The sequence below is a fragment of the Ruminococcus flavefaciens ATCC 19208 genome (assembly GCF_000518765.1).
Classification (GTDB): domain Bacteria; phylum Bacillota; class Clostridia; order Oscillospirales; family Ruminococcaceae; genus Ruminococcus; species Ruminococcus flavefaciens.
This window is the reverse complement of the sequence record NZ_KI912490.1, coordinates 501,360-527,874: the sequence shown is the minus strand read 5'-3', so window position 1 is coordinate 527,874 and position 26,515 is coordinate 501,360. Positions and strand designations below refer to the sequence as shown.

Annotated in this window: 27 protein-coding genes; 17 read left to right on the top strand and 10 right to left on the bottom strand. The window is 45.6% G+C overall.

Translation table 11 applies throughout. The features are described 5' to 3' along the window. Window positions 1–15 precede the first annotated feature (15 nt). Both L870_RS0112440 and L870_RS0112435 read right to left on the bottom strand, forming a co-directional pair. Window positions 16–534 (bottom strand): hypothetical protein, encoded by a 519-nt coding sequence (locus tag L870_RS0112440; RefSeq protein ID WP_028518417.1) that lies wholly within the window; start codon window positions 532–534, stop codon window positions 16–18. A 1-nt stretch (window position 535) separates the two neighbouring features. Continuing rightward, window positions 536–1,666 carry a cysteine desulfurase family protein gene (locus tag L870_RS0112435; RefSeq protein WP_028518416.1) on the bottom strand — a complete coding sequence of 377 codons (1,131 nt, stop codon included), beginning with the start codon at window positions 1,664–1,666 and terminating at the stop codon, window positions 536–538. A 420-nt stretch (window positions 1,667–2,086) separates the two neighbouring features. On the opposite strand from L870_RS0112435, the gene L870_RS0112425 reads away from it, so the two are divergent. Continuing rightward, the gene (locus tag L870_RS0112425; protein ID WP_028518415.1) at window positions 2,087–2,623 is read left to right on the top strand and encodes an NUDIX domain-containing protein; all 537 of its coding nucleotides are present in this window, start codon (window positions 2,087–2,089) and stop codon (window positions 2,621–2,623) included. A gap of 41 nt (window positions 2,624–2,664) precedes the next feature. Here the strand turns inward: L870_RS0112425 and spoVG are convergent, their stop codons facing one another. Continuing rightward, window positions 2,665–2,973 (bottom strand): septation regulator SpoVG, encoded by a 309-nt coding sequence (spoVG, locus tag L870_RS0112420; protein WP_028518414.1) that lies wholly within the window; start codon window positions 2,971–2,973, stop codon window positions 2,665–2,667. Window positions 2,974–3,343: 370 nt separating this feature from the next. Here spoVG and murC point away from each other — a divergent pair, with 370 nt between their 5' ends. The 16 genes from murC (at window position 3,344) to L870_RS0112340 (ending at window position 17,659) form a co-directional block, all read left to right on the top strand. Further along, a complete protein-coding gene (gene murC / locus L870_RS0112415) occupies window positions 3,344–4,759 on the top strand; it encodes a UDP-N-acetylmuramate--L-alanine ligase (RefSeq protein ID WP_028518413.1) in 1,416 nt (471 codons plus the stop codon). 2 nt (window positions 4,760–4,761) lie between these two features. Further along, on the top strand, window positions 4,762–5,343 hold the full coding sequence (gene lexA / locus L870_RS0112410) for a transcriptional repressor LexA (protein ID WP_028518412.1): 582 nt from the start codon (window positions 4,762–4,764) through the stop codon (window positions 5,341–5,343). A 111-nt stretch (window positions 5,344–5,454) separates the two neighbouring features. Next, on the top strand, window positions 5,455–5,877 hold the full coding sequence (locus L870_RS0112405) for a hypothetical protein (RefSeq protein WP_028518411.1): 423 nt from the start codon (window positions 5,455–5,457) through the stop codon (window positions 5,875–5,877). Between the two features lie 69 nt (window positions 5,878–5,946). Next, complete coding sequence (locus L870_RS17630; protein ID WP_051411553.1) at window positions 5,947–6,423, top strand: pyridoxamine 5'-phosphate oxidase family protein; 477 nt, start codon at window positions 5,947–5,949, stop codon at window positions 6,421–6,423. 5 nt (window positions 6,424–6,428) lie between these two features. Next, complete coding sequence (locus tag L870_RS0112395) at window positions 6,429–7,130, top strand: DUF4405 domain-containing protein (RefSeq protein WP_028518410.1); 702 nt, start codon at window positions 6,429–6,431, stop codon at window positions 7,128–7,130. Between the two features lie 209 nt (window positions 7,131–7,339). Continuing rightward, window positions 7,340–7,702, top strand: coding sequence for a cell division protein ZapA (locus tag L870_RS0112390; RefSeq protein ID WP_028518409.1), 363 nt, complete (start codon window positions 7,340–7,342; stop codon window positions 7,700–7,702). Further along, entirely contained in the window at window positions 7,702–9,732 is a 2,031-nt protein-coding gene (locus L870_RS0112385) for a U32 family peptidase (protein WP_037272089.1), read from the top strand. Before L870_RS0112390 ends, L870_RS0112385 begins: the two co-directional genes overlap by 1 nt. 2 nt (window positions 9,733–9,734) lie before the next feature. Continuing rightward, on the top strand, window positions 9,735–10,172 hold the full coding sequence (dut, locus tag L870_RS0112380; protein ID WP_028518407.1) for a dUTP diphosphatase: 438 nt from the start codon (window positions 9,735–9,737) through the stop codon (window positions 10,170–10,172). Window positions 10,173–10,210: 38 nt separating this feature from the next. Beyond that, a complete protein-coding gene (locus tag L870_RS0112375) occupies window positions 10,211–10,468 on the top strand; it encodes a DUF4321 domain-containing protein (RefSeq protein ID WP_051411552.1) in 258 nt (85 codons plus the stop codon). Between the two features lie 183 nt (window positions 10,469–10,651). After that, window positions 10,652–11,668: a rod shape-determining protein gene (gene mreB / locus L870_RS0112370; RefSeq protein WP_028518405.1), complete on the top strand. Its 1,017-nt coding sequence runs from the start codon at window positions 10,652–10,654 to the stop codon at window positions 11,666–11,668. A gap of 11 nt (window positions 11,669–11,679) precedes the next feature. Next, window positions 11,680–12,600, top strand: a complete 921-nt coding sequence (gene mreC, locus L870_RS17625; protein ID WP_051411551.1) for a rod shape-determining protein MreC — start codon at window positions 11,680–11,682, stop codon at window positions 12,598–12,600. Then, window positions 12,590–13,168 carry a hypothetical protein gene (locus tag L870_RS0112360; RefSeq protein ID WP_028518404.1) on the top strand — a complete coding sequence of 193 codons (579 nt, stop codon included), beginning with the start codon at window positions 12,590–12,592 and terminating at the stop codon, window positions 13,166–13,168. The genes mreC and L870_RS0112360 overlap by 11 nt, the downstream gene beginning before the upstream one ends. 56 nt (window positions 13,169–13,224) lie before the next feature. Continuing rightward, window positions 13,225–15,495, top strand: a complete 2,271-nt coding sequence (locus tag L870_RS0112355) for a penicillin-binding transpeptidase domain-containing protein (RefSeq protein WP_028518403.1) — start codon at window positions 13,225–13,227, stop codon at window positions 15,493–15,495. 15 nt (window positions 15,496–15,510) lie between these two features. Then, the gene (locus L870_RS0112350) at window positions 15,511–15,705 is read left to right on the top strand and encodes a hypothetical protein (RefSeq protein ID WP_028518402.1); all 195 of its coding nucleotides are present in this window, start codon (window positions 15,511–15,513) and stop codon (window positions 15,703–15,705) included. A 263-nt stretch (window positions 15,706–15,968) separates the two neighbouring features. Next, a complete protein-coding gene (locus tag L870_RS0112345; protein WP_028518401.1) occupies window positions 15,969–16,751 on the top strand; it encodes a M23 family metallopeptidase in 783 nt (260 codons plus the stop codon). A gap of 368 nt (window positions 16,752–17,119) precedes the next feature. Continuing rightward, window positions 17,120–17,659 carry a flavodoxin family protein gene (locus tag L870_RS0112340; protein ID WP_028518400.1) on the top strand — a complete coding sequence of 180 codons (540 nt, stop codon included), beginning with the start codon at window positions 17,120–17,122 and terminating at the stop codon, window positions 17,657–17,659. Window positions 17,660–17,715: 56 nt separating this feature from the next. Here L870_RS0112340 and fba read toward each other — a convergent pair whose 3' ends face one another. The 7 genes from fba to xylB form a co-directional block, all read right to left on the bottom strand. Continuing rightward, on the bottom strand, window positions 17,716–18,579 hold the full coding sequence (gene fba / locus L870_RS0112335; RefSeq protein WP_028518399.1) for a class II fructose-1,6-bisphosphate aldolase: 864 nt from the start codon (window positions 18,577–18,579) through the stop codon (window positions 17,716–17,718). Window positions 18,580–19,007: 428 nt separating this feature from the next. Continuing rightward, window positions 19,008–20,363, bottom strand: a complete 1,356-nt coding sequence (gene murD / locus L870_RS0112330) for a UDP-N-acetylmuramoyl-L-alanine--D-glutamate ligase (RefSeq protein ID WP_051411550.1) — start codon at window positions 20,361–20,363, stop codon at window positions 19,008–19,010. Further along, a complete protein-coding gene (locus tag L870_RS0112325; RefSeq protein ID WP_028518397.1) occupies window positions 20,360–21,742 on the bottom strand; it encodes a MurL-like N-terminal domain-containing in 1,383 nt (460 codons plus the stop codon). The genes murD and L870_RS0112325 overlap by 4 nt, the downstream gene beginning before the upstream one ends. 19 nt (window positions 21,743–21,761) lie before the next feature. Continuing rightward, on the bottom strand, window positions 21,762–22,142 hold the full coding sequence (locus L870_RS0112320; protein ID WP_028518396.1) for a metal-dependent transcriptional regulator: 381 nt from the start codon (window positions 22,140–22,142) through the stop codon (window positions 21,762–21,764). Between the two features lie 121 nt (window positions 22,143–22,263). Continuing rightward, window positions 22,264–24,324 (bottom strand): Eco57I restriction-modification methylase domain-containing protein, encoded by a 2,061-nt coding sequence (locus L870_RS0112315; protein ID WP_028518395.1) that lies wholly within the window; start codon window positions 24,322–24,324, stop codon window positions 22,264–22,266. 50 nt (window positions 24,325–24,374) lie between these two features. After that, a complete protein-coding gene (locus tag L870_RS17620) occupies window positions 24,375–24,875 on the bottom strand; it encodes a GNAT family N-acetyltransferase (protein ID WP_051411549.1) in 501 nt (166 codons plus the stop codon). Beyond that, window positions 24,872–26,395: a xylulokinase gene (gene xylB / locus L870_RS0112305; RefSeq protein ID WP_028518394.1), complete on the bottom strand. Its 1,524-nt coding sequence runs from the start codon at window positions 26,393–26,395 to the stop codon at window positions 24,872–24,874. Before xylB ends, L870_RS17620 begins: the two co-directional genes overlap by 4 nt. Window positions 26,396–26,515: the final 120 nt, after the last annotated feature.

Genomic DNA, 26,515 nt, shown 5'->3' with positions numbered 1-26,515 from the left:
ATTATAATATCTGCATCAGTGGAAATACTTTACGCCTTCCTTGGCATTGAAGTAACCGAGCACGTTTTTACTGTTTTTCATCACATTTTTATTATATAACTCTACCTGTTCATCTCTGCTGTAATATCTCAGTTCATCATCTTTGATCGGACGATAGCAGCTCCACGCCTCGCAGGGTTCGCCGTCTCTGAATTTCACAGCCCAGTACAGCTTTTTATCATCGCGCAGGTAATCACTGTATGAACTCTCTGCGATCAGCTCACACGCTTCGATATTCTGTCCATTGCCTCTTACGATATATTCCTTGTCTTTCGGTATCTGTTCACCCTTTTTTTCATAAGTCTCGATAACAACTGTATTAACGGCTTTCATGCAGTATTCTGCTTTGGCGTTTTTCTCATCTATCCTATAGCCTAAAAAATACTTATTAAAGCAATAAGACATGAATTCGCAGCCAAACGCAAAAACAATCAATATTACTGCGGCTATGATCAGCCCTTTCGGGAACTTCTTCTTTTTCTGTTCCTCTTCCATATCAGCCTCTTACCTTTTCCATGCCCTCGCGGAGAGCCTCGTAGAAGATATCAAGCTGTTCCTCGGTAGTCTCGGCTGTCATGCTGATTCGCAGTGCACTGTCCGCACGTTTGTCCCTTATGCTGAACTGTCCGAGAACTCCGCTTTGCTGTCCCTTTGAACAGGCAGAACCACTGGAAACATATATCTCCTTACTTTCAAGAAAATGGAGCATTATCTCCGAACGCTTACCCACAGCCGAGATATTCACCACATAGGGCGAACCGTCCTCGGGAGAGTTTACCGTAACTCCCTCTATACCGCCGAGCTTATCCAGCAGATACGCTTTAAGTCTGCTGACTTTTTCGTAACGCTCCGATATGGTCGGAGCAAGCTTCTTCACAGCCGCACCGAATGCCGCAATAAGCGGAACACTTTCAGTGCCTGAGCGTATCCCCTTTTCCTGTTTGCCGCCTGTAACTACGGGAAGTACGCGGACTCCCTTTTTTATGTAGATCGCTCCCACACCTTTTGCGCCGTGTATCTTGTGTCCGCTGAGTGATATGAGATCGGCACTGAGTGCGTTTGCCTTAACAGGCAGCTTCATGTAAGCCTGTACGCAGTCGGTATGAGTTATTATTTCGGGAAATTTCCGCTTCACTGCGGAGAAAGTCTCCTTGACCGGCATAATATAGCCTGTTTCGTTATTGACATACATCATGCTTATGAGGCAGGTGTCGTCATCGCAGGCATTTACGAAGTCAGCGGCGTAGTATTTTCCGTCCTCACGGGGAGAAACGCGGACTATCTCGAAGCCCTTCTTTTCAAGGTCAGCGGCAGTCTCTTCCACAGAGGCGTGTTCAACTGCGGATATAACTATCTTTTTGCGCTTTCTTCCGTAAGCAGCCGAAGCTCCGCGGAGTGCGAGATTGTTGCTCTCGGTAGCTCCCGAAGTAAAAATGATACAGCCGCTTTCAACGCCTATTGAGTCGGCAATTGCCTTTCTTGCGCCGTCCATGAGGAGCTGTGCATTGAGTCCCACGCGGTGGAGCGACGACGGATTGCCGTAATTATCTGTCATAGCTTCCACAGCAGCCTCTATAGCTTCTGCGCATGGCTTTGTGGTAGCAGCATTGTCAAGGTAAACTTCCATTTTATGTTCCCTTCATTCGTTTATAGTAGCACATTACATTATAACATATAATTACAGAAATAGCAACACTCGCGGAAAGTAATATGCCGCTTTTCATTTTTGACCGCGAACATGGCGGCGCGGGCTCCGCGCTTATAACATATAATTACGGAAATAGCGACACTCGCGGAAAGTAATCTGCCGCTTTTCACTTTTTGACCGCGAACATGGCGGCGCGGGCTCCGCGCTTATAACATATAATTACGGAAATAGCGACACTCGCTGGAAGCAATCTGCCGCTTTTCACTTTTTAGCGCAAAATCGAAAATATATTCGTTTTTCTGTTGCTTTTTGCAGTATATTATGATATAATAAACTTATCTATTTGCTTATAAAGTTCTCAGACTTAAAAGTCTTAAAAATATGCTTGGAGGAATTATTATGCACTTACAGGAGAAAACTATATCAAGCGATGTAAAGTACGAAGGACCTATCTTCACTATCACACATGATACCGCAGAGCTTGAAAACGGCAAAACTGCCGCAAGAGATGTACTCCACCATCACGGCGGCGTATGCGTGATACCCATAACCGAGAACAACGAGATATTCCTTGTAAAGCAGTTCCGCTATCCTTTTAAGACCGTAACAAGAGAAGTTCCCGCAGGCAAGCTCGAAAAGGATGAGGACCACGCTGAATGCGGAAAGCGCGAGCTCCTTGAAGAAACAGGCTATACCTGCTCGGAATACATCTATCTCGGCGAGATGCTGCCTACTCCTGCTTACAACAGTGAGATAACATATATGTACCTTGCAAAGGGACTTACCTTCAGCAGTCAGAACCTTGACCCCGATGAATTCCTCGATGTTGAGCGCATACCTCTTTCGGAAGCTGTAAAGCAGGTCATGGACGGCACTATCCGCGACGGAAAGACTCAGGTAGCCATACTAAAAGCCGCAAGGATACTGAAAATATAAAAAGACCCACCTCGCGGCAGGTCTTTAAATAGTGCCATAGATCAAGCTCCTTCAGCCTCTTCAACATTTTCATTTGCTTCCTCTGCTTCAAGTATAGCAAGCTGTCTGTCATAGGCTTCAAGTATGCTTTCCTCAAACATTTTTCTTGCTGAAGGTGAGATAGGGTGAACGATATCACGGAACACTCCGTTTTCGTCCTTTCTGCTTGGCATTGCCACGAAGAGTCTTTCATCTCCCTGTACCACCTTGATATCATGCACTGCGAGCATATCGTCGATAGTTACTGAAACTACGGCTCTTAATCTGCCCTCTGACATGATCTTCCTAACCTTTACATCTGTAATTTCCATAGATTTTCCTCCTTAAAATGTCTATGAACTCATCGGTCTGACTGCTGATTTTCTTTATTTCTCCCACATTACGCAGCAGTTAGTAAACCTATAAACTATTATAGCTTATATTTTGTAAAAATGCAAGCTAATTTTTGATTATACGAGGAAAAAATCTAATTATTTCGAGTGAAAGTGATGAAAACTTTGTGAAAAGTGCGTGACAGCGTGATTTGAGCTGTTTTACAGACATCATCAGATTACAAAAATTGTTAACATTTTCTGTTTTAAACACAAGAAAATATCAGTTCATCATAAATTATGGACTGTTTATATCCCCCGATCCTGTTCGGGCATATACTATTATAATATATTAAGAAAGGTGATCATTTTGGATACCAATATTTTAAACGGTAAAAAGCACATTCATTTCATAGGCATAGGCGGTTCGGGTATGTACCCCCTCGCACAGATACTCCATTCACAGGGATACTATCTTACAGGCTCGGATAATAACGAGACCGAGACCCTTGATGCCGTAAGAAAAATGGGTATTCCCGTTTTCATAGGTCAGAGAGCTGAGAATATCGAAGGTGCTGATCTTATCGTACACACTGCCGCTATCATGGCTGACAATCCCGAGCTCGTAGCCGCAAAAGCAAGCGGAGTACCTGTACTTGAACGTGCAGACCTGCTCGGTATCGTAACAAGCTGGTACAGCAACGCTATCTGCGTTTCGGGTACTCACGGCAAGACCTCGACCACCTCAATGATAACACAGATACTTTACACAGCAGGCATAGACCTCTCTGCGTATATCGGCGGAAAGCTCCCATGCATCGGCGGAAGCGGCATTGCAGGCAAAAGCGATATAATGGTATGTGAGTCCTGCGAATTCGAGGATCACTTCCTTAAATTCTTCCCCGATATATCCGTAATACTCAACATCGACGCAGATCACCTCGATTATTTCGGCACACTTGAAAATATCATCAAATCTTTCCATAAATTCAACGAGAATACTTCAAAGTGTATCATCGTAAATGGCTCTGACGCGAATTCAATGAAGTCACTTGAAGGCATCACAGGCAAGGAGATAATCACCTTCGGCAAGGACAGCTCCTGCGACTACTATCCCGAGAACGTAAAGCACGAAAACGGTCTCCTCACAACTTACGATGCTATGTACAAGGGCGAAAAACTGGGCACTGTGACTCTCCACGTTGCAGGCATACACAATGTCCTCAACTCACTTGCTGCTGTTGCTGCTGCCCGCTATGTAGGAACGGATTTCAAGTTCATACAGAAAGGACTTGAGGACTTCCGCGGTGCTAAACGCCGTTTCGAAAAGCTTGGCTTTGAAAAGGGCATAACTGTAGTCGATGACTACGCTCACCATCCAACAGAGCTGGAAGCTACTCTCAATGCAGCTATGGAGATGAACTTCAACCACGTTTGGGCTGTGTTCCAGCCTTTCACATTCTCACGTACAAAGCTCCTGCTTGACGACTTCGCAAGAGTTTTACAGATACCCGATCACGCAGTTCTCACCGACATAATGGGAAGCCGCGAAAAGAACACATACGGTATCTTCACCCGTCACCTTGCAGAAAAGATACCCAACTGCATATGGTTCCCGCAGGACGAGACAGCTGAATGGACAGACGAAAGAAAATACGCAAACTTTGAACAGATATGCGACTATGTATGCGATCACGCTGAGGATGGCGACCTTGTCATAACTCTCGGCTGCGGTGACGCTTACAAGATCGCTAAGATGATACTGAAAAAGCTTTCGGAGGAATAATTATGCTCAAGGATAAGGAAATCGCTGTTTTCAATTATATCAAATCCCGTCTCAGCGACGGTATGTCACCTTCTGTAAGAGAGATAATGGACGCTATGGGCTTCAAGTCCACATCAACTGCTCACCGTTATATCGAGACTCTCGTCCGTGAGGGACTCATTGAGAAAACAGGCAACCTGAACCGCACCCTGCGCCTGCCAAACAGCGGTACTACTTCTGTTCCCGTTATGGGTACTGTCACAGCAGGCAAGCCTATCACAGCTGTTGAAGATATCACGGGATATATCGGCTTTGAAGCCCCCGGAGTTGATCCGCAGGAGCTTTTCGCTCTGAAGATACGCGGTGAAAGCATGATAAATGCAGGTATCCTCGACGGTGATATAGTTATCGTAAAACGCATGAACTACGCTGAAAACGGCGATATCGTAGTAGCATTCATAGACCGCGAAGAGGCTACCGTAAAGACCTTCTACAAGGAGCGCGGTCACTACCGTTTACAGCCCGAGAACGATACTATGGAGCCTATTATCGTGGACGAAGTGGAAGTTCTCGGAAAAGTCATCGGCTTGAAGCGTTATTACTAAGCCATTACCTTTAGCCGTCAGCTTGTAGGGGACGGCGTCCTCGACGTCCCTCAGACAGACGTTACTACGATAAAGCGGAATTTAGATGATAAATATTATTAAGGAAATGATATGAGTGATAAATTAAATAATACCGGTGAATCGCCTGTTCTCGAACCGCTTATGCCCGGAGAAGATCCCCAACCTGAGCCTATCTCACAAGACAGGAACCATCAGAATACCGAAGATAAAATAGCAGAAATAATGGCTCAAGCCCATATAAAGAGAGGAAAGGCGGAGCTAAGAGAAAGTATGATGCAATCTAATACTATCGTTTATTTGTTGGTATTATTGGTTTTGTTCATTCTAAGTATGGAATTTCTTCCGTCTTTTCTTGTAATACCTGTGATCATGTCTTTTTTGGTCATAAAAGTTCTGTTAGCTATGAAGAAGCAAGACCTTGATCTGAAAGGGGCTATAAAAGGTAATATTGTTTTGGTTTTACTTACAGGATTATTCGTTTTTTTGGCAATTCTAAATATTTTGGATAAATGATTGCGCTTGTAAATTCTGATTTATCTCAGACTCTCAATTCTCAACTAAAACAATTCCGAGGTGAAAAACATGACACTAAACGAAATAATGGCACTTATTGACCGTTCTTTATTTGCCGAAATTGGATACACCGACGAACAAAACAGACAGAATATTCGCAAGGTTTTCTGTGTATGGCACAAGGGCTTGGGCAGACACCTTATCTCCACGAATACAAGTTCAAGCCATGTAAATAGCCTTATAAAAAACAATCATGTCTGCCTGTACTTCTCAGATGATACAACATTTGAGGGCGTATGCCTGTACGGAAGAGCTGAGATACGCTCCGAAAGAGAGTATAAGGAGCTTCTCTGGAATGAGGGCGATGAAAAATACTATTCCAACGGCATTGATGACGAGGACTACTGCGTTCTGGAAATTATAGCCGATAGCGGCAGATCTTACCGTTTTGACGGAAAAAGCGATCTTTCAAAGGCAGAGATAGACTCCTTTGACATTGACAAGAAATACGAAAACGGGTACTCAAAGTTTAATGAAAAGAGTTGATAAAAATGCAGGATAAGCACGAAAATAACGATCTTAACGACATACTGTCAGCCTTCAAGTCCACTGCGTCCGACGACGGAAACTCCTCAGGACAGAAAATGAGTTCCGAGGAAGCTGCGGCAAAAGTCGAGGAAATGTTTGCACAGGCAAGGGCTCAGAGTGCAAGCAAAAAGAAAAAGCACGGCAGTTCATCTGACGAAGAAACACCCGATCCCTTTGAACTTCCTGATATAAATTCCGAGCCATATGAAACCGAGGAAAAGAGCACAGGGATATTTACAGGCACAAGGGAAAAGAAAGAAAGTGCAAAAACGAGAGATGAGAGATTACAGTCTGACGTAGCCGCACTTTCGTCAGAGCTGACCGATGGCAAGCTCAGTTCCGAGGAAGCTGAGAAAAAGATAACTGAAATGCTGACGCTTGCCAGTGCACATAACAATGATAAGCCGCAGAAGTCGAGATATTCCGTAAAAACTATGGAAGTCATAGTTCTCACGGTCGTTGCAGTTATCTTTTTTGCTATCACTATGGACTCCGGACTTCCCGGACCGTTATCCCCTGTTGCTATACTTCTGCCTGCTCTTTTCGGAATAGGATACAGGTATTTCAAACAGCAGTTACCTATACGCAAAGCTGTTTCGGAAAGTATTCCGCATATCATAATATCAGCTGTATTTATGATAGGTGTCATACTCGCCTTTATATAAGTTGAGAATTAAGAGTTGAGAGTTATTATTGAACCCTTAACAGCTCTATATTTTGGGAGAAATATCCTGCTCTGTAATAACGTTCACACTATCACTATGCACTAATAACTTATCACTAAAATAAAAATTTTCAAAAAACTCTTCCATTTCTTCGAGAAATAGTGTATAATGTAAGTTGGTTTAAAATACGCCACGGAAAGGACGATACTATGCTTAATGAAGTTAAGGTAATCATCTGCGGAAAGGAATACAAGATAAAGACCGCAGAAGCACCTAATTACGTATTTGCTCTTGCAAGAGCACTTGAAACAAAGATCAACGAGATTACTGCAGCAAGCGGTTCTTCACCCTATGCTGCTTCAATAATGGTCGCTATGGCTCTCCTTGACGACCTCAACAAGGCTAATCAGCGCCTTGACAGTATCCGTGACCAGACTAAGGAATATGTTGACGAGGCTGGCAGAACACGTATAGAGCGTGACGCTGCACAGAAGGAGATCGAAGTCCTCAAGTCTAAGATAGTTCAGCTTGAGAATATGGTCAAGCTCAAGCAGCTCAGCGACAGCATTTAATGAATAAAGCCGAAATACTCGCCCCCGCAGGCAGCATGGAGACTTTACAGGCTGCTCTCAGATCGGGTGCAGACGCTGTATACATAGGCGGCAAGCGTTTTTCCGCCAGAAGCAGTGCTGCCAATTTCTCTGCGGAGGAAATAGCCGAAGCCGCAAGGCTCTGCCATAAATACGGTGCAAAGCTTGATCTTGCTGTGAATACTATCATTTCCGATGAAGAAGCCGAAGAGTTCTGCGAATATATCAAAGTCGCTGCACAAAGCGGAGTTGACGCATTCATCGTTCAGGACTGGGGCTGTGCGGAGCTTATACGCCGCTGTGTTCCCGATGCCGTACTTCACGGCTCTACACAGATGTCTGTGCATACTGCCGAGGGAGCTTCCCTGCTCCGTGAGCTTGGCTATGCAAGGGTAGTCCCTGCGCGTGAACTGGACAAAGCTGCTATTTCACGCATCTGCAATGTGGGTATAGAGACCGAGATATTCGTACACGGTGCGCTGTGTATGTCAGTCTCGGGACAGTGCTATATGTCCGCCATGATAGGTTCGCGTTCAGCCAACAGAGGCTGCTGCGGACAGGCTTGCAGACTGCCGTTCTCGGCTGTGGGAAATAAAAGCAAAGCCGCATTGTCCCTGAAAGACCTTTCTCTCCTGCCCTATGCACGGGAGCTTGCCGAAATAGGCGTTGACTCATTCAAGATAGAGGGACGCATGAAGCGCCCCGAATATGCAGCTTCGGCTGTACACGAGCTAAAAGCTTCTCTTGACGGTGAAGCCCCCGATATGAAGCTCCTGCGCGGAGTTTTTTCACGGAGCGGCTTTACCGACGGCTACTATACCGCACAGAGGACTGATATGTTCGGAGTCCGTGAAAAGGACGATGTTATTTCCGCTCACGAGCTTATCCCAAAGATACACGAGCTTTACCGCTTTGAGCGCAAGGCTTTTACTGCTGATTTCCACGCAGTTATCAAAAAAGATACTCCTGTCCGCATCACTGCGACCTGCGGCGATATCTCGGCAAGTGCAGAGGGAGATATTCCTCAGCATGCTTTAAACCGCCCTACTGACATGGAAATGCTCACAAAGCAGCTTTCAAAGCTTGGTGATACTGTGTTCAGCTTCGGAAAGCTTACTGCTGATATAGATGATGGACTAATAGTCACCGCAGGCAAGCTCAACGAGCTGCGCCGCGAAGTGAGTGAAAAACTCACAGAACGCGTTATATCTGCAAATACGCCTGCTTATACCATAACGGACTATTCACCGCGTTTGCCTGAGAGCTCAGCAACGAATATCGGCGAAAAGCTTCCTGTAAGGACTTTCTGCCGAACAATAAGACAGGCTGTCATTGCAGCTTCTCTTTCAGAATATGTCATTATTCCCGAAGAGCTGATAAATGACGAGCTTCTCGGTGCCGTGGATATGGAAAAGATAATAGTTTCTCCTCCGCGCTTCATTGCACATGAGGAAAAACTCGCAGACAGGCTCACAAAGCTGAAAAGTATTGGGCTGAACAGACTTTACTGCCATACTCCCGATCATATCGCTATTGGCAGAAAGCTTGGATACAAGCTTCACGGAAGCTTCACCCTTAATGTTTTCAACTCTTTCAGTGCTGAATACCTTAACGGTCTCGGACTTGAGGACTGCGTTTTCTCCGTTGAAGCAACTTTACAGCAGATCGCTCATGTAAATACATCCCTGCCTGTTGGTGCGGCAGTTTACGGCAGACTTCCCCTTATGCTCACGCGAAACTGCCCTATAAAGAATGAAGTAGGCTGCGGAAAATGCACAAAGAAGCTCATTGACCGTACAGGACGAGAGCTCCCTGTAGCCTGTTCAAAGGACTATGTGGAGATACTCAACGCCGACAAGCTCTCCATGCTTGACAGAACAGACGAGCTGAGCAATATATCCTTCGGTGTCGCTTATCTCTCCGACGAGGAAGACGATATGATACGCTCTGTTCTCTCAGGGCGGAAGCCGCAGGGAAACATCACCCGCGGACTATACTACAGAGGTATCTGAATATGAAACTTACCTTCAAAAAACTCGATCCAAAGGCTGTTATCCCCTCACGTGCCACAGCAGGCAGCGCAGGTCTCGATCTATGTGCCTGTCTCGATGAGCCTGTGACTCTCGGTGTGGGCGAGATAAAAATGATACCGATCGGTATTACCGCACAGCCCGATTGTGACGATATCGCACTGCTTATCTACCCACGCTCGGGGCTCTCGTCAAAATTCGGAGTCTCTCTTGCCAACTGCGTAGGTGTTGTTGACAGCGATTACCGCGGAGCATGGTTCGTTCCGCTGATAAATCATGGAAAAGAACCCTTTACCGTTGAACACGGTATGCGTATCGCACAGGTGATCCCCACACGTATCTTAATGCCCGAGATAGAAGTCAGTGACGAACTCTCGGAGACTGAGCGCGGAAGCGGAGGCTTCGGCTCGTCAGGCATCTGATATATACTAAGTTTTTACAAAAGATTGGAGATATTACTATGAAAAAAACTCTATATTTTCTGCTTCTTCTTATATGCGGCTGTATACTCGGCGGTATAATCGCAAGTGCTGCTTCAGGTTCATTCGCATGGCTTGGCTGGTCAAGAGGTATCACACTTGCCCCGAGTACATTCGCTACTGACCTTATATCACTTACCTTCGGTTTTTCCATAAATATCAGCGTTGCACAGGTAATCTGTATCATCGCAGCGATATATGCGTACATAAAAACCGCTCCGAAGGTCATCTCAGGCTGATATAATCACCGCTGTTGTCCTTTTCGACAGTTTTTCATCACCTGCGGACTGTTATGTGACCGTATTACACTAATTTTGTCGGGAAATGCTTTTTCTCGCCGAAAATTCTTGTACATATGTCCCGTTGGTGATATAATATAATATGTGTATAACAAGAATTAATGCATTTTAAGGAGCTGCAAAATGTTTACAAAAGATATTGGCATTGACCTGGGAACTGCTAATACCCTTGTATATATGAGGGGAAAAGGTATAATAATAAGAGAGCCTTCAGTAGTTGCCGTAAATACCAGAACAGATAAATGCCGCTATGTCGGTAAGGAGGCAAAGGACGTCATCGGTCGTACCCCCGGTTCTATCGTTGCTGTCAGACCTCTGAAGGACGGCGTTATCGCCGATTTCGATATAGCTACCACAATGCTTCAGGAATTTATAAGAAAAGCCCTCAAGGGTACTCTTTTTACAAAAGCTAACGTTATCATATGCATTCCTTCGGGCGTTACTGCCGTTGAAAGACGTGCTGTACGTGAATCCTGCAAAAAGGCAGGCGCAAACAACGTACTCATAATTGAGGAGCCTATGGCAGCCGCTATCGGCGCAGGTCTCCCCACAAACGCTCCCGCAGGCAGCATGATAGTTGATATCGGCGGCGGTACAAGCGAAGTCGCTGTAATATCAATGGGCGGCATCGTTGCTTCACGCTCTGTAAGATGTGCAGGCGATGAGTTCGATGCAGCTATCATCAACTATATCAAGAAAAAGTATAATCTCCTCATTGGTGAAAGAACTGCCGAGAACATCAAGCTTGATATCGGCTCTGCTTTTCCAAGCGAGAAGGAGGAAGCTCAAGAGATTAAGGGAAGAAATCTTCTCAACGGTCTCCCGGAGAATATAACAGTTACTTCTGCCGAGATACGTGACGCTCTCGTTGAGCCCCTTTCAAGAGTCATCGACGCTATAAAGTCCACTCTTGAAGAAACTCCTCCCGAACTTTCGGCAGATATCATTGACCACGGCATTACCCTTGCAGGCGGCGGTGCACTTCTCCGCGGTCTGGACAAGCTCATAAACCGTGAAACAGGTATGCCTGTTTATATCGCAGAGTATCCTCTCGACTGCGTTGCTGAGGGTACAGGCAAGATACTCGAAAATATAAGCGATTATCAGGACGCTCTCACCGAAAACGTCAAGTACTATTAAGGAGGAGCTTCATGCGTGAATTCTTAAAAAGCACCAGATGTAAGATCCTGCTTGCTTTTCTCGCTTTCCTTATTGGTATAATGATCTATGCCGTCACAAGAGGCGGCTATTCCATTTCGGGAGCTTCCTTTATAAATACGATCACAAAGCCTTTTCGTGCCGCTTCAAACAGGATAAGCATGAAAATGGAGAATACTGTTGACAAGCTTTCAAACGCCGACAAGTATTACGAGGAGAACGAACGCCTCAAAAAGCAGATCGGCGAGCTGAATGCTCAGCTTACCGAATATGACGCTATAAAAGCTGAAGTCGAGGAGCTGCGCAAATTCGTCACCATAAAGGAAAAGAACGAGGATTACCAGCTCTCTCAGCCATGCGGAGTTCTCGGATACGTTACCAATGATCCGTTCAAGTCCTTCACAATCGATCGCGGCTCTGAGGACGGAATAATGGTGAACTGTCCTGTTGTTACCGCAGAGGGACTTGTGGGCATCACAGTCGAAGTATCAAAGCACGTTTCAACTGTAAGAACTATCCTTTCTCCCGACCTTTCCGTTGCAGCAGTTGCTTCATCGTCAAATGCCGATCAGGGCATAATCGAGGGCAATATACTCTCATCTGAGAACGGTCAGACCAAGCTTATACACGTTCCGAAAAAGAACAAGCTGAAGCGCGGCGACCTTATGATAACCACAGGCACAAGCGGTCTTTTCCCAAAGGATTACCCTATCGGTACTATCCTTGACATCGGTCTTGACTCAAACGGTCTCTCCGTATGTGCCGATATTCAGCCGTGTGTGGACGTTACAAGACTTACCTCTGTTATAGTTATAACCGATTTCAGCGGTAAATTCCACGATGACGAGGAAGAGGAAAAGGACGATAAATCGGACAAGGCTGATAAGGACGAGGGAAAAGCCCATGAGGATTAAAACTACCCGTCAGCAGCATATCCTGCGCATAAAAACATCTATACGCTGGCTGCTGTATTATCTGCTTATCTTCCTGAGCTTTATCATAATGACATCGGGAACGCTCTATAAGCCAATACTCCTTGTTCCACTTGCCATAGGTATCGCTATAAACAACAATATCTACGGTTCGGCTGTTACAGGAGCATTCTGCGGCTTCCTCATTGATATATGCTGCGGTAAGCTTTTCGGATATAACGCCGTTATACTTGCATTCTTCTGTATAGCTGCAAACCTTGTATTTGAGCTTTACCTGAAAAACCGCTTCATCAATTACCTGATGATAACTGCTCTGGTATCATACATACAGTGCTGGCTGGATTACAAATTCTACTATCAGATATGGGATTACGAAAACGTCGGACGCATATTCGTAAGGGTATCCCTGAGAGTCTGGGCATACACTGTTATATCTTCCTTCTTCGTATATCTTCTCATAAAGCTGGTCAACAAGCTGCTTATGCCGAAGGAGCATCTTACTATCGAAGAAGCCATAAATACAAATATACAGACAGAAAACAAAAGATGATATATTTCGGACCGCACTTAACCGTGCGGTCATAAAAATATAAAGGAGGCAGTCCATTGAAAGGATTTGCAGAAAACCTTAAATCCATAATCATTATCATGCTGGTAGTCCTGCTTGCTCTGCTGAGCTCTCTCAGACTTATGAAGATACAGGTAGTCGGCGATAAGAATATCGCCTCTCCAAACCAGTATGAGCCGGGTACTCTTACCTATACAAAAGGCGTAAAGGCTACTCGCGGAGAGATAATAGACTACGACGGCAATACCATAGTTACCAACGAATCCAGAACAGATCTGGTGCTCAGAATGGCTTTCTTCCCCACTGATCTTGAAGAGGGCAACAAAACTCTCCTCGGCATCTACCGCGCACTGGAGGAAAGAGGCTATAAATTCAAGGAAAGCATACCCGTATCCTTTACAAAACCTTATGTTTTCACCTCAAAGGAGACAGATGAGCTTATCTCAGACCTTAACCTCAACGTTTATGCCACTGCCGAAAACTGCATCGACAAGCTCATATCCGATTATGAGATCGACGATAAGTATAACGACGAGGAAAAACGTATAATTGCAGGTATGCGCTATCAGATGATAGATAAGGACTTCTCCTACAGTAACGACCTTCTCCTCGCTGAGGGCGTTGATGAAAAAACTGTAGTTGACCTTAAAGAGCTTGGCAATTTCTACCGCGGCATCGAAGCAATTGATGCTTCCGAGCGAAAAATAGTCCGCGGAGATATCCTCCCCCATGAGATTGGCACTGTAGGTCCTATCTACGCTGAGGAGTATGATGAACTTAAAAACAAGGGCTACAGCTACAATGATGTACTTGGTAAAAACGGCATCGAAGCCGCTATGGAAACCGAGCTCAGAGGTCTCAACGGTCAGGAACAGATAGCTGTCAAGGACGGTGTGGTAAGAGATGTAAAGACTATATCCGATGCCACATCAGGTGAAACTGTAAAGCTTACCGTAAACGGTGCTTATCAGCTCAAGCTCCAGAATATACTTGATAACTTCCTCAATAATACATTCCCGTCTATAAATCCGAAACCGTGGGTACTCAAGGGAAACTGCGGTGCTATATGCGTTCTTGACGCTAAGACAGGTGCTGTAAGAGGAATGGCTACCGCCCCCACTTATAATCTGAAGGATTACTCCGAAAACTATGACTACTTCTTACAGGCTAAGGATACTCCCCTTGTAAACCGCTGTACCTATGGTCTTTACCGACCGGGTTCAACCTTCAAGACCATTACTGCTACGGCTGGTCTGAATGAAGGAGTAATCACAGGCGGCACTCCGCTCAACTGCTCCCATGACTACTGGTTCTACGGAACACGATACGAGTGTACGGGATACCACGGCAATATCACTGTCCGCCCTGCTATCGAGGTATCATGTAACAGCTTCTTCTATGAAGTATCAAGAATGCTCGGTATCGACAATATCACAAAGTACGCAAAGCTCTACGGACTTGGCTCACATACAGGCATTGAAACAGGCGATGCAGAGGGCTATCTCTGTAACCCTGAGACATTTGCCGAATACGGTCAGGAATGGTATATCGGTTATGTTATACAGGCAGGTATCGGTAACCAGGACTGCGGTATGACTCCCCTGCAAATGGCTGTAGTTGCAAATACTATCGCTAACCGCGGTGTAAGATATCAGCCATATCTGGTAGACAGCTATTACAAATACGGTACAGATACACTTATCAAAAAGACTGAACCGACTATAGCTCAGCAGATAGAGCTCAATACTCCCGACCTCTATGATTATATTGTCGGCGGTATGATGGACGCTGCAAGAAATATGCCTGCAAGATACTCTCTTACAGACCTTGGTTTCGATGTGGCTATAAAGACAGGTACTCCTCAGACGGGTAAGATACTCGATGAGCAGAACTCGTTCTTCATCGGCTTTGCTCCTGCTGATAACCCCGAAGTCGCTTTTGCAGGCGTTATCGAAAGCGGTGAGTATTCAAAGTATATGATACGTGACCTTCTCCTCGCTTATCAGGAGTGCTACGGTCTTAACGGCGTCAAGCCATCAAAACAGAAGCTCCCTGAGGAAGTCCGCCCTGAGCTAACTACAACAACTTCCACTACGACTACTACCACCACAACAACCACAACTACTACAGAGCCTGCAACTATAGAGCAGTACAACGAGCCTTCGGCAGACGACCAGCAGCCTTGGACTCAGCCTGTACAGCAGCAGCCATGGACAGAATATCCTGCCGCTGTTCCTACAGAACCCACACTACCTTATGATCCTAATGCGCTTTCTTCAGATACATCGCAGGAACCTGAAAATAACTGACAAGGAGGTGGTGACATGAGAATAAAAAATCTTCTTCCAAAAATCGTTATACTTGTACTGTGTGCATTAGCAATATACTTCATTCTGAACAAGCTTAATGACGTTACAGGCGATGACCAGAAAAAGATTGACGAGGAAAACAGTGAATTTGTAAACGGTCTCGAAAATAATGCTGTTTTCATCGGAGACAATTTTAAACTTGTATTTTAAACTCAAAGGGACGATGTTATATCGTCCCCTTTTTATTTTGTCACATTTGTGGAAGGTTGTGCGCTATTGACGGACGACCATTGGTCGTCCCTACACATAAACATACCATAAGGGCGCAGGTCATGCTCACTTACTAATCACTATGTATTAATCAATAATAATTCTGATTGCCAAAGGCAGTCCCTACAGCTGCTCAAAGTTCTAAAACATAAAAAATGAATATTATACGTCAAATTGTCAATAATATGGTCGGAGGTGTTAGTATGAAGAAAAATGAACTGACCGATAAACATTACGCGAAAGGCTCTAAGGGATTTTATGCCGCTCTTGGCATAAGCGCCGTTATGATAGGTGCTGCCTGCTTTTTCGCTCACAGACAGGGCGACAGGATCACCGAAGTAAAGCCTTCTGCGGACAAGACCATCGTCCAAGAAGCTGCCGTTGACAGACGAGTTACAAACATACCGAAAGCCACTGCTCCTGCTTACAAGGTCACTACCGCAGTCGCTACCATACCCGTTTTTACGGACGCGCCCACAGTTACTATACCTGCCGCAGAGATAAGCGTTGACGCTCCGCCGCCTGCCGAACCCGTACAGGCAGAAGCTGAGGAAACAGTTGCACAGGGCATGACAGACCTCAGGCTGCCTGTCAGCGATATCAGCAATATTATCGCACCATTCAGCGGAAGTGAGCTTGTAAAAAATGAGACTACAGGCTCATGGCAGACCCATAACGGTGTTGACATTGCTGCCGAGGTAGGTACCGAGGTCTATGCCATAGCAGGCGGAGAGGTAACAGCTGTAAAGAATGACGCGTTATGGGGAGTAACTCTGCTCCTCGACCATAAAAACGGATATACTACAAAATACTGCGGACTCAATGCCGACCTCGCAGTACAGGAGGGCGACAAACTCAATTCTGGCGATGTCATAGGAACTGTTGGTGGTTCTGCCGATATCGAGAGTTCACTTGCTCCTCATATCCACATCGAAATGACTCACAACGGCAAGTATATCGACCCATTATCTTTACTGAACAGCTAAAAACTCTTTTGTAGGGGACGGCGTCCTCGACGTCCCGTTGTAGGGAACGCCTTCTCTTGCAAGGCGTTCCCTCTTTCAAAACAGTCCACCGGACTGTTTTGAAATTCACCCTTTGCGATGCGCCTTCGTATTATTTCGCTGTTCTTTAAAAACTGGGAACAGCGACCAGAGACGCCGTCTCTGGACTCTGCCAAAGGAACAAAGTCCCTTTGGAATCCCGTTCATACGCTCATCAATTAATTACGTTAACTCATAATTTATAAAAGCCATAGCCCTTAAACTTCCGTATGAATACCGCCTTTACATATTGACTTTTGAGTTATACTGTGCTATAATCTGTTTTATTATTATAAAACGGAGGTATCATTATGAACGCACTCATCATCAATTGCAGTCCCGTAAGAAACGGCGCAACAGCGGAGATAGTCCGCATAGTCACAGAGGAACTGACAAGTAAATACACTGCCGAAAGTATATGCATAGACGACTTTAATTTCAGTTTCTGCAAAGGGTGCAGGAGCTGTCATAATACGGCGGAGTGTGTTCAGCACGACGACATTGATGTAATTATGGATAAGTTCGAGAACGCAGACATCATCGTATCTGTTGCCCCTTCATACTGGGCTGACGTTCCTGCTCAGTTCAAGGCTTTCATCGACAGATGCACTCCGTGGTGCAATACACATGAACCTCATGCCAAGCTCAGCAGCGGAAAAAAGGGCTATACCATAGCACTCCGTACAGGGCCGAATATGAAGGAGTGTGAGCGTATAATAGGTACTATAGAGCACTTTTACGGTCACCTTGAAATTGAATGCTGCGGCAGTCTCGGACTCTGCTCCATAGAGTACAAGGAAGCAGTTGAACCGCGAAAAACTGAGATCATAGACTTCTGCGAGAATATATAAAAGAAAAACCTGAGAACACAAAGTCCTCAGGTTTTATATTTATGGAATTATTATGATCAAGCCTTGTTAACGCTTCCGAAGAGCTCCATCTTCTCCTTGACCTTAGCCTTGATAGCATCAACACCCGGTGCGAGAAGCTTTCTTGGGTCAAAGCCCTTGCCCTGCTTGTCCTTACCATCCTCAACATATCCTCTTGTAGCCTCAGCAAATACGAGCTGACACTCTGTATTTACGTTGATCTTAGCAACGCCGAGAGAGATAGCCTTTGTGATCATATCGTCAGGGATACCTGTACCGCCGTGGAGTACGAGAGGCATATCACCTACTGTCTTGTTGATAGCTTCGAGAGTCTCAAAGCTGAGACCTTCCCAGTTTGCAGGATATACACCGTGGATATTACCGATACCGGCTGCGAGGAAGTCAACACCGAGGTCTGCGATCATCTTGCACTCAGCAGGATCTGCGCACTCGCCCTTACCGATAACGCCGTCTTCTTCACCACCGATAGCACCAACTTCTGCTTCGATAGAAAGACCGAGATTGTGAGCAGCATTTACGAGCTCAGTTGTCTTAGCAACGTTCTCATCGATCGGGAAATGTGAACCGTCGAACATGATTGATGTAAAGCCAGCCTTGATGCACTTGTAGCAAGCACCGTATGAGCCGTGGTCGAGGTGAAGTGCAACAGGAACTGTGATTCCGAGAGACTTGTCCATAGCTGCAACCATAGCTGCAACAGTCTCAAAACCGCACATATACTTGCCTGCGCCCTCTGAAACACCGAGGATAACAGGTGAATTGCACTCCTGAGCTGTCTGAAGGATAGCCTTAGTCCACTCAAGGTTGTTGATATTGAACTGACCTACTGCGTATTTGCCTGCTCTTGCTTTCTGGAGCATTTCTGTAGCTGAAGTTAACATAGATATAATTCCTCCTGAGAATTCATTTACGGGGCTCAAGACCCCATCGTTAATATTATATCATAGGTTGCTGTGAATTGCAAGAGTTTCCATAAAATTTAGCAATAAAAGCCTATTTGGCAAGTTTTTAGCGGTTAGTGCATAGTAATCAGTTATTAGTGAGTAGGATCGTAGGGGCTGGCGTCCTCGACAGCCCGCGCCTTACGCAATAAGTAGCATGAACGCGCTGTAGGGGCGAGTTCCGCTCGCCCGTTTATAACTGTAAATGACAATATGTTTGTCGCGACGCTCATATTTACATATCATATGTGTCAACTCCACCCAAGGTGTATCTTTTTGATATTCAATGTTTTTTCGTTGAAAAAAGCCTGTTTTTTACCCTCTTATAGAAAGACATGAAAAAGGCGGATAAATATCCGCCCCTGCAATCAGTTCTTATCTTTTATTTCTGAAACGAGCTTCTTGAAAGCATCGCCGCGTTCCTCGAAGTTCTTGAAAATGCCGTAGCTTGCAGCCGCAGGCGACATAACGCAGCTCATACCCTCGGGAGTTATCTCCGCAGCAAGCTTTACTGCGTCCTCAAGGTGGTCGGCGTAATGTACGCGGTCTTTATTGTTAAAGCTGCTGCTTGCCTGTATCATATCATAAACGCGCCTGCCCGAAGCCTCCATGCAGATGACCTGAACCTCAAAATCAGCAAGGAAATCTACAAGTGAAGTATAGTCGATACCTCTGTCCATGCCGCCGATGAGGATAGTTCCAACGCTCGGAACGCTCTGCAAAGCTGAAATAGCAGTTGCGCAGGCAGTAGATATAGAGTCGTCATACCAGCGTATACCGCGGACAGTATCCACATATTCAAGGCGGTGAGAAAGAGGATCAAATGTGCGTACAGCCTTGTCGAAGTCCGCTTCGTCCACGAACTGACTGCAAACGCCAAGTGCAATAGCGATATTGTAATGATTATGAACGCCAAGAAGCTTTATATCGTCAACAGGGATATTGTACTTCCTGCCGTTTTCGTAGTTCACAACGCCGTCAGCAACGTATATATCAGCCTCGCTGTCGGAGTTTGAAACACGTATAACTTCCGTGTTATCGCAGTTCGGAGCTATTTCACTGTTTATCCAGAGAAGGTCGCCCCTCTGCTGATGAAGATAGATATTCTTCTTTGCATTGTAGTAATTCTCCATAGTACCGTAGTGGTCGAGATGCTCCTCATATAGATTGAGGAATACAGCATATCGCGGAGAAACCGTCATATATTCAAGCTGATGGCAGGAAAGCTCGCAGACAACTACAGTTCCCTGAGTCATACCCTCAGCGATATCGAATACGGGTATACCGATATTACCTGCGATACGGCAGTCAACTCCCGACTTATCCAGCACATGGTATATGATGGAAGTAACAGTGCTCTTGCCTTTTGTACCAGTTATACCGATTATCTTTTCACGGAACACCTCAAAGAATACCTGTGTTTCACAGGTTATCTGACATTTAAGCTCACTGAGGGACTTTTCGAGAACTATTCCGGGACTTTTGAACACCATATCGAAATCGTCGAGGCACTGCTGATATTCCTTGCCGCAGATAAGCTCAATACTGTCGGGTAGTCCGTTTGCCTCACGGTCTATGGGATTAAGGTCTGCAATAGCTAAAGAAGCCTGTGTGCCGTACTTTTCCAGTATCTTGTAAGTGGACTTACCCTCTCGTCCGAAGCCGAGAATGCATATCTTCTTTCCGTTTGTGTATTCTTTTATATATTCGCTGAATTTATTCACAGCAAACGCTCCATTTCCTTTGTCAGTATGTTTTTGAATTCCTCGGGCAGCAGGTTCTGCTCGTTGAATGAGCCGCAGCACTTCTCATTAAGCATATCAATACTCTCGGGGTGATAAAGTCCGCGTACCTTATATTCCTCAAACAGCATCGGGAGCTTCTCCCCCTCCTGTTCAAGTCGGCGTATCGCCAGTGAAACAGCCAAATTCACCTCGTCGATACTACCCACACACTCAAAAGGCTTGTGCTCGGACTGTCCGATAAGCTCGATGAAATATTCCTTCATTTTCTCGTCATTCAGCATATCCCTGCCGAATATATCATTGAGCTCGGAAAGACTGAGGAAGGGTGAGAGTATCAGGCATACGAAAAGGCATTTCGGGCACTCTCCGCACCATATATCGGGAGATACCTTGCTTCCAAGGTTGCAGCTCCTGAATATGGGGAGATACTTCCTGTGAGATACGAACATCTTAGCTATCTGGAACTCCGCAAGAGGACGCAGAAAACTGAAATAGTACTGTCCCGTGCGGAGATATTTCTCCTCATAGCTGTGAAAATCCTGCTCGAATTCAAAGCTCTTGGAATACTGATGATTTACGTCCTGCCCTACTACAGTGCTCTCATTGGCACTTGACTCGTTGGAGAGAACGATATATTTAAGTCCGTTAAGGTATGCTGTTATTTCAGCCGAAAAAGCAACTATTGACGAAAATGGCGTATGACCGTTGATGTAGCCCTTGTTGTTTAGCTCGATAAGTGAACGGTCAAAATGGCGCTGCGAGATTATCAGCGCATCTTCGGAAAGCCCTGCTGTAGTAACCGTATCAGTTATAGAACGGCGTTTGTTTATGGAGTAGCATCTGCACTTCATACCTGCATCAACAAGAGTCTGAAGTGTGAGTGCTGAGTCCTTTCCGCCGCCAACAGGCACAAGACAGCCTGAGGGCTGACGGTCTGTCTCTTTGAGTGAACTGTCAAAGCTACCTGTGGGAACAATCTCCACAAAGGTCTCAAAATCAGCTTTTATGCCGTTTACGAAGAAAAGCTCGCCAAGTCCGAGAAACCACAGCTTCTTCCACCACTGTATCTGCTCGCTGTCAAGCTCTCCGCACTCTACGCGGCATACAGGCGAACAGGCAGCTTTCCAGTAGCTCACGGCTTCTGCCATACCAAGCGAGAAAACAAGTCTTTCAAAAGTAAGGTCACCATTTACTGTCATATCCGCAGGCTTGCGGAAAGTCCAGCCGGGAGTGAACTTAGCTAAGCCCGGGAACTCAAATTCATAGCCGATTTCAACAGTATCGGCAGTTTCCTCTATGCTGTATGACTTGTATACGAATACGGGAGCTTCCTCCCTGAATTTTTCATATTTACCCATTAGTTCCTCCGAAAAAGGCTTATTTCTGCTCTTCGGCAAGCTTCTTATAATGCGCTTTAAGCAGCGCGAAAGTCTCGTCGGAGAGGTCGTGCTCGATCTTGCAGGCATCTTCAGCAGCCACATCACGCTTAACTCCGAGAAAAGCAAAGAAATCAGTGAGCACAGTATGGCGGTCATAGATACGCTCAGCAACTATCCTGCCGCCGTCAGTAAGTCTTATGTGATTATCATCGTCAACCGTTACAAGTCCCTCATCCTTCATCTTTTTGAGGATTATAGAGACAGTCGGACGTGAATAGCCGAGATAAGAGCAGATGTCGATAGCATGGACATCGGGCTGCTTCTGTGAAAGTATAAGTATAGTCTCAAGGTAATTTTCAACTGCTTCGGTAATAGCCATTCGTATTCTCCTCATCTATATAAATATTATGCTTATGTCGATAATATACGGTTACACTATTATAACACAAAAAATCATATAAATCAATGTTTACGGCGAAATATTTCCGCTTTTTCTGCAATCACAGCAAGGGATGGCGGTTGAAGTCGTATGAAGTCTCGAAGCTGTTCCAGTCAGAGACGCATATTTCAACGTTTTCACGGACTATACCTTCAATATCCTCATCACAAAGTTCAGACTCGGGCATCGGCAGTCTTGCTGCGTCCCCCGGATTCATATTCAGCGTAGGATTGAGTACTTTTGCAAGCTCCGAAGAAACCTTACTGTTGAGCAGTCCGAGAAGCATCAGCAGCTGATGCTCATTTTCAGGAAAGGCACTTGTCCCCGCAACGTTAAACATGAAGTTTTCATCGAAATATCTGGCTGAAAAAGCTCCGCTTGTTATCTGTGACCAGCTCACTGAGGGACGAAAATTATACTCCAGTCCCTGCGGACGAGAGCGGAGTCTGCCGTTTTCGTCGTAAAAATGCTTTATTTCGTAGCCGTCATTCTCCCAGTTTACCACGAATTCGCGGTTGCCATACCATTTTCTGTACTCTCCGCCCTTGTTTAGAAGATACCAACGCTTATTCTGACTATTCATAAAAGCTATCCTGTTTTTATCAACTTCGTACCACTTTCGCAAAAATTGGTCATTGTCTCCCGAGATAAGCCCTTCTTTTATATCAACAATACTGCCAAGAGGAGTTCCGCCGAAAGCCCTGAGCATATCATGTCCAAGCCAGTAGGCACATGGAGCGGATGGTATTCCGAGGAAATCCGAAGTATCGGCTTCAAATTTGTAATCGCAGGCTTTGGAGCCTATTGCTTCCGCAATCTTTTTTCGCTGCTGTTCCATGCCGCCCTTGAAGTCGGTAAGCCGAAGATAGACTCCCCTGCCGCTTTCAGCCGCATTTTTTATTGTAAAGGAGCATATCGGAACTGTGGCAGCTTCAAAGGCGGAATACTCAAAGTGAATGAGAGTCTGCAATGAGCAGTTTCCAAATATCCGCTTTCGCAGCTTTTCGTAAGATTGCAGGAAGAGCCATGTTGCAGGAGTCAGGAACCCCAGATATCCGTCGTGTTCTGTCATATCAAGGCATCTTGCCATGAATGCCGAAAAGAGGTCAGCTCCGTAATCCGCAAAGTTTTTCTTAACATATGCCGACAGCTTCTCGTTCATTGCAGGCTTGCCGAGGTAGGGGGGATTGGTGACAACTACGGCATATTTCTGCCCAAGAAGCCTGCCAATAATTGCTGCCTTTTCGATGCCTTTCGGAAGATCATTTTCACTGTGGAGTGAGCCAATCGTATCACTTACGCCTGTGAAATCATACACCTGAGGTACTTCATCTGCTCCATATCTACGAGCTTTTATGCGAATGGCTGTCTCTGCGGCAGCCCTTGCACGTTCATCAATTTCAAGTCCGAAGAGGTTATGTTTCAGTATTTTATTTGCAGCAATTTTTGCATCATATCCCAGTGAGATATACTGCTCCAAAAACACATCAAACGCATAAATCAGGACGTTTCCGCTGCCCATGCAGGGGTCGGTGAACCTGATATTTTCCAATTGCACTTTCTCAGCAGGACTCATTACCTTTTGTAAGAAAAGCTCCCCTGCCGACACCTTATATCCGTGTTCCGCAAGGTATCTCCCCAGCGTGTTATCCACCATATACCGCACAACCCATTTGGGAGTGAATATCTGAGTCGCTGGTGCGATCTTCTCAGTGCTCAGTCTTTTGCTCTTTTTAAGTCCGACAGATATCTCGTTCCTGTAAGGCACGTTAAAGAACTGATGACACCAGCCCAGCACATCATCTTCCGAAAAAATCTCAGCAGGCAAGCTCAGAAGCTCCGCAGCTGTTCCGCGGTCAGCTATAAGCTGCTGCGGAACGGGCAGCTCGCCGTAAAGACTAAAAATGCCGCCGTACAATCCAGCGAGCTGCCTGCACTTTTCAATGAAAAGTGCGCTGCGGAGCTTCTCAGGCTCGCCCATGATAGCTTCAACTGCACTGCGCTCTGCATAAAGCATCGCGCAAAGCCTCATAAATCCGCAATATGCCTCTTTTTCGCAAACATCTGCAAGGAGCTGTGAACGCGCCCATGCCGCTGTTTTTTTCAGTTGTAGATCGTTCACTTTATCATCTCCTCACAATTTCCAAAGGCGGACATTAAGTCCGCCTTTTGTTAATCAATATGAAGCCTTACAAAAAGTGCCTCAAATACTATTTTTCCGTTTTCACGGGAATATTGTCCCGTATACTCCTGTACGAAGCCGCATTTTTCGAGGACTCTTCCCGATGCTCCGTTATCTTTAGCGTAAAACGCTGTAAAATCATGTATTCCGAGCTCATTATATGCCCAGTCAATGAGTCCGCGGACTGCTTCGGTAGCATATCCATTTCGCCAGTAACTGCGGTTTAAATTGTAGCCTATCTCGTGCACCCTATCTTTTTCGGACCATTCAAGACTGATGTCACCGATAACTTTGTCAGTATCTTTCAGCACTATTGCGTACTTATCATTGTCCGCGATCCATTCTTTTATCCTTTGCCTTACGTCTGCCACGTTTTCATCGCAGGGATAAGGCATGAATCTGTTAACCTCAGGGTCGGAACGCCATTCAAAGGCATCTTCCGCATCGCTTTCTCTGAACGGACGTATCAGAAGTCTTTCAGTATTTATCACAGTGCTGCAAGCTTAGCGTACTGAACCTTGAGTGCAGGATATATCTCTCTGTAGAGCTGATAATACTTCTCATACTCGGGAACGTTCTCAGCCTTAGGAGCCTGTACCTTGTCGGTCTTGATGATAGCGCCGCAAGCCTCTGGAACACTGCTGTATATGCCTGCACCAACGCTTGCAAGGATAGCAACACCAAGTGCAGGACCTTCCTTAGATGCAACTGTCTTAACGTTGCAGTTGTAAAGATCAGCAAGCATACTTCTCCAGAGCGGTGATGATCCGCCGCCGCCGCAAGCCATCATGTCGCTTACATTTACGTTCATCTCGCGGAATACTTCAACGCAGTCACGGAGTGAATATGTAACGCCTTCCATTACTGCACGGAGCATATCCTTTCTTGTGTGGATAGCTGAAAGTCCGAAGAATACACCTCTTGCGTCAGGATCAAGGTGAGGAGTTCTCTCGCCCATAAGATAAGGGAGATAAAGAAGTCTGTTTGCGCCTACAGGGACTGTCTCAGCCTGCTTGTCCATGAGATAGTACTCATCAACGCCCATGAGCTTAGCTGTTTCCTTCTCTGTCATGCAGAAATTGTCTCTGAACCATTTAAGTGAGAGACCTGCGCCCTGTGTAACACCCATAACGTGCCATGTATTAGGAACAGCAGCACAACAGGTATGGACTCTGCCCTTCTTGTCGATAGATATATTTGAAGTATGTGCAAATACAACGCCCGAAGTACCGATAGTTGTGAAAGCCTTTCCGTCCTCAACAACACCTGTACCCACAGCAGCAGCGGCATTGTCTCCTGCGCCGCCTACTACTATAGTACCCTCGCAGAGACCAAGTGTCTCAGCCATTTTCTTTGTAAGAGTACCTGTTACCTCACAGCTCTCATGTACCTTGCCAAGCCAGTTCTTGTCTATCTCAAATGCGCCGAGAAGCTCGTCCGACCACTTGCGGTTCGGAACGTCAAGAAGCTGCATACCCGAAGCATCTGATACTTCTGTTGCGTACTCACCGGTAAGGATAAATCTGAGGTAGTCCTTAGGAAGAAGGATATGAGCTACCTTTGAGTATATCTCGGGCTCATTGTTCTTTACCCAGAGAATCTTAGCAGCTGTCCAGCCTGTGAGGGCAGGATTAGCTGTTATCTCAACAAGCTTGTCTCTGCCTACGATACGGTTCATTTCCTCAACCTCGGCAGCTGTTCTCTGATCGCACCAGATAATAGAACGGCGAAGCACGTTATTATCTTTGTCAAGCATTACAAGACCGTGCATCTGTCCCGAAATACCGATACCCTTAACATCTTCCTTCTTGACACCGCTCTTAGCCATTACAGCCTTGATAGTATCCACCATTGCATTTGCCCAGTCCGCAGGCTCCTGCTCAGCATAGCCGTTCTTTGGCTGATACATAGGATATTCGATGGTCTTTGAAGCGATAACGCTTCCCTTTTCGTCAAAAATAACTGTTTTTGTACCGCTTGTACCGCAGTCAACTCCGATTACGTATGCCATATATTTGCAACTCCTTTTATATATTTCAGGGACACAGCCCTGCATTATTCTATAAATTATAATATCTTATATAAGGTTCATTTTCAAGACCTTTTTTGCTCATTTTTTTACATTCTGCGC

Bases quoted from the DNA above. Each gene is read 5' to 3' on its own strand.
- L870_RS0112440 (WP_028518417.1), bottom strand. From the start codon at position 534: ATGGAAGAGGAACAGAAAAAGAAGAAGTTCCCGAAAGGGCTGATCATA.
- L870_RS0112435 (WP_028518416.1), bottom strand. From the start codon at position 1,666: ATGGAAGTTTACCTTGACAATGCTGCTACCACAAAGCCATGCGCAGAA.
- L870_RS0112425 (WP_028518415.1), top strand. From the start codon at position 2,087: ATGCACTTACAGGAGAAAACTATATCAAGCGATGTAAAGTACGAAGGA.
- spoVG (WP_028518414.1), bottom strand. From the start codon at position 2,973: ATGGAAATTACAGATGTAAAGGTTAGGAAGATCATGTCAGAGGGCAGA.
- lexA (WP_028518412.1), top strand. From the start codon at position 4,762: ATGCTCAAGGATAAGGAAATCGCTGTTTTCAATTATATCAAATCCCGT.
- L870_RS0112405 (WP_028518411.1), top strand. From the start codon at position 5,455: ATGAGTGATAAATTAAATAATACCGGTGAATCGCCTGTTCTCGAACCG.
- L870_RS17630 (WP_051411553.1), top strand. From the start codon at position 5,947: ATGACACTAAACGAAATAATGGCACTTATTGACCGTTCTTTATTTGCC.
- L870_RS0112395 (WP_028518410.1), top strand. From the start codon at position 6,429: ATGCAGGATAAGCACGAAAATAACGATCTTAACGACATACTGTCAGCC.
- L870_RS0112390 (WP_028518409.1), top strand. From the start codon at position 7,340: ATGCTTAATGAAGTTAAGGTAATCATCTGCGGAAAGGAATACAAGATA.
- L870_RS0112385 (WP_037272089.1), top strand. From the start codon at position 7,702: ATGAATAAAGCCGAAATACTCGCCCCCGCAGGCAGCATGGAGACTTTA.
- dut (WP_028518407.1), top strand. From the start codon at position 9,735: ATGAAACTTACCTTCAAAAAACTCGATCCAAAGGCTGTTATCCCCTCA.
- L870_RS0112375 (WP_051411552.1), top strand. From the start codon at position 10,211: ATGAAAAAAACTCTATATTTTCTGCTTCTTCTTATATGCGGCTGTATA.
- mreB (WP_028518405.1), top strand. From the start codon at position 10,652: ATGTTTACAAAAGATATTGGCATTGACCTGGGAACTGCTAATACCCTT.
- mreC (WP_051411551.1), top strand. From the start codon at position 11,680: ATGCGTGAATTCTTAAAAAGCACCAGATGTAAGATCCTGCTTGCTTTT.
- L870_RS0112360 (WP_028518404.1), top strand. From the start codon at position 12,590: ATGAGGATTAAAACTACCCGTCAGCAGCATATCCTGCGCATAAAAACA.
- L870_RS0112350 (WP_028518402.1), top strand. From the start codon at position 15,511: ATGAGAATAAAAAATCTTCTTCCAAAAATCGTTATACTTGTACTGTGT.
- L870_RS0112345 (WP_028518401.1), top strand. From the start codon at position 15,969: ATGAAGAAAAATGAACTGACCGATAAACATTACGCGAAAGGCTCTAAG.
- L870_RS0112340 (WP_028518400.1), top strand. From the start codon at position 17,120: ATGAACGCACTCATCATCAATTGCAGTCCCGTAAGAAACGGCGCAACA.
- fba (WP_028518399.1), bottom strand. From the start codon at position 18,579: ATGTTAACTTCAGCTACAGAAATGCTCCAGAAAGCAAGAGCAGGCAAA.
- L870_RS0112325 (WP_028518397.1), bottom strand. From the start codon at position 21,742: ATGGGTAAATATGAAAAATTCAGGGAGGAAGCTCCCGTATTCGTATAC.
- L870_RS0112320 (WP_028518396.1), bottom strand. From the start codon at position 22,142: ATGGCTATTACCGAAGCAGTTGAAAATTACCTTGAGACTATACTTATA.
- xylB (WP_028518394.1), bottom strand. From the start codon at position 26,395: ATGGCATACGTAATCGGAGTTGACTGCGGTACAAGCGGTACAAAAACA.